Origin of the sequence: Atribacter sp. (genome assembly GCF_035418125.1) — a bacterium.
Lineage (GTDB): Bacteria > Atribacterota > Atribacteria > Atribacterales > Atribacteraceae > Atribacter > Atribacter allofermentans.
On record NZ_DAOLQM010000266.1, the window covers coordinates 1 to 2828 of the forward strand.

Genomic DNA, 2828 nt, shown 5'->3' on the forward strand with positions numbered 1-2828 from the left:
GATCCTCACGGCTTCATAAAGCGAAGCCTCAGGATGACGCCGGTGGCGCCAGATGGGATCCTCACGCGGGAAAGCACCGCTTAGGATGATGGTAACATAAAATTATTTTATATTATCAGGATAGAAACAAAAGGAGGATAAAGTCAATGAAAAGTAAAGGATTTTCCACCGGTATATGGGTTTTTGGGGCGACCCCCGATCGGTTTTGTGTAACTGGATACAAATCAGGTGGGAACATCGAAGAGTCATTAGATCGAATCGCTGCGGTTCCTAATCTCACTGGCGTAATGATGCATTATCCTCAACCACTTAATGAAAATAACGTCGATTTTGTTAAAAAAGCACTCCAAGATCGGGGCTTAAAATTAGCCTGTTGTGATGTGGATTTGTTTAGTGATCCAATTTTTGCCCGGGGAAGTCTGATGTCAGAAGATTCCGAATTAAGAAAAAAGGCAATCGATTATTCCAAAAAAGCAATGGATATTGCTGAGTATCTGGAAGCGGGTGTAATGAATCTCTGGCCAGGTCAGGATGGTTTTGATTATCCTTTTCAGATTAATTATGTTGCACAATGGAATTTATTAGTTGAAGCATTGATTGAAATTGCCCAACATAATCCTCGAGTACGTCTTAGCCTTGAATATAAGCTTCGTGAACCTCGGACCCATTCAACAATTTATTCTTCGGGAACAGCCCTCTATCTTTCTCATGCCACTGGATGTTCCAATGTAGGGGTAACGGTTGATTTAGGTCATTCTTTCAACTGTAAAGAATCACCGGCTAATGTGGTTGCTCTTTTGGATAAATTTGAAAAATTATTTGTTCTTCATCTTAATGATAATTATCGGGATTGGGATGATGATATGGCGGTTGGATCAGTTCATTTCTGGGAAACCCTCGAGTTCATTTATTACCTGAATTTATCCAGTTATGAAGGATGGTTGGGTTTAGACATTTTCCCTTATCGAGAGGATTCTGCTGAAGCCTGCCGCTTTAGTATTGAAAATATTCAATATATGTTAGAGGTAGTTAATAAGATTGATCTCAAGACGCTTCACCAAATTCAAAAAGAAGCAAATTCCCTTGAAGCAATGCGTTACATAGGAAGCTTATTATAAATAAGAATTGGTGAATTGAATTTTCTAAATAGGAGAGGTGAGTGGATTTGAGTTATTTGGGTATTGATGTTGGAACAACTGGCTGCAAAGTGATCGCTTTTGATGAAGAGGGTCGTACAGTAGCCCAAGCCTATAGAGAATACCCCTTATATCAACTGAATCAGGGATGGATCGAATTGGATGCTGACGAAGTTTTTCGTTCCGTTGAAGATTGTTTACAGGAGGTATCCAATTTCTATCGAGGTGATTACCCAGTAAGTTTAGCTATATCTGCACAAGGCGAAGCGGTCATTCCGGTTGATGAAAAAGGTGGTTGCCTAGCAAGAAGCATGGTAACCTTTGACGAGCGAGGTGATGAGTTCGTTCCATTCTGGAAGGAAAAGCTGGGAGAAGAGAAATTTTTTAAAATTACCGGAATGCCTCTCTCGGGGATTGGAACGATTAATAAAATTCTTTGGTGGAAAAAGTATACTCCCGATATATTTTCAAAAGCCCGCTATTTTCTTTGCTACGAAGATTTTATTGTATTCCGATTGGGATTAAAACCAGCCATGAATTATTCTTTAGCGGGTCGAACTATGATGTTTGATGTAAAAAAAGCTCAATGGTCGTCAGAAATTTTAGATATAGCAGGGATTGACGAGAATCAATTAGCCCAACCCTTTCCATCAGGGCAAGCAATAGGTCTTGTTTCTGAGGCCTTCAGAAAAAAGATGGGATGGCCACATCCAGTCTTAGTGGCTTGTGGCGCTCACGACCAACCATCAGGAGCTTTGGGAGCAGGCGTCATTCGACCTTATTTAGCAATGGATGCCACCGGAACCGTGGAGTGTATAGCACCGGCTATCTCTCAATTAGTGTTAACACCTTTGATGAGAGAAAACAATCTTTGTTGTTATCATCATTCGGTTTCCGATCTTTTTATCACTTTAGTTTATAATTTTACCGGCGGGCAGCTTCTCCGCTGGTATCGGGATAATTTCGCTGGCTTGGAAAAAGAACAATCACGACTCCTTCAAAAAAATGTTTATGACCTCATTCTTGATGGACTACCAGAAGATCCAACCAACCTTTATGTCCTCCCTCATTTTACCACCACTGGTACCCCATATTTTGATACGAATTCTTGCGGGATGATTGTTGGATTAAAATTCCAAACTACCAATAAAGAAGTGGTGAAAGCTCTTTTAGAAGGAATTAGCTTGGAGATGAAATTTAATCTTGAGTTACTTTCAAATGCTGGAGTTGAGGTGAGAGCTTTACGTGCGATTGGTGGAGGAGCACGAAATGAACATTGGTTACAGATTAAAGCTGATGTATATAACCTGCCAGTTGAAACCCTGAATGTTTCCGAAGCTGCTTGCTTAGGAGCGGCTTTATTAGGAAGAAAAGCCAGAGAAAATATTGAGGATTTTTCTTCATTAGTTAACTCGATTGTCCAGGTAAAACAAGTATATGAACCAAATCCAACCAACGCCAATCGGTACCTGGAAAAATATGAAGTTTATAAACACTTATATCCAGCTCTTAAACAATGTATTTATAAAAATTAAAGAAAAGTGATTGGTATTGATAATGGAGATGGAAAAGTAAAAAAATATAGTTTTCCGGTTTGGTAGATGGAGTAAGTTCACAAGAATAAACTTATTTTGGGATGGTTTAATCTTGTCACAGGTTCCAATTCACGATAGCAGGATAAACGACCCTGCC

General features: G+C 39.6%; 2 protein-coding genes. Both read left to right on the forward strand.

Annotation, left to right across the window (positions count from 1 at the left end; translation table 11 throughout):
- Positions 1-146 precede the first annotated feature (146 nt).
- Positions 147-1118 carry a sugar phosphate isomerase/epimerase family protein gene (locus tag PLK24_RS10280; RefSeq protein WP_324478839.1) on the forward strand — a complete coding sequence of 324 codons (972 nt, stop codon included), beginning with the start codon at positions 147-149 and terminating at the stop codon, positions 1116-1118.
- Positions 1119-1159: 41 nt separating this feature from the next.
- A complete protein-coding gene (locus tag PLK24_RS10285) occupies positions 1160-2671 on the forward strand; it encodes an FGGY-family carbohydrate kinase (RefSeq protein WP_324478841.1) in 1512 nt (503 codons plus the stop codon).
- Positions 2672-2828 lie beyond the last annotated feature (157 nt).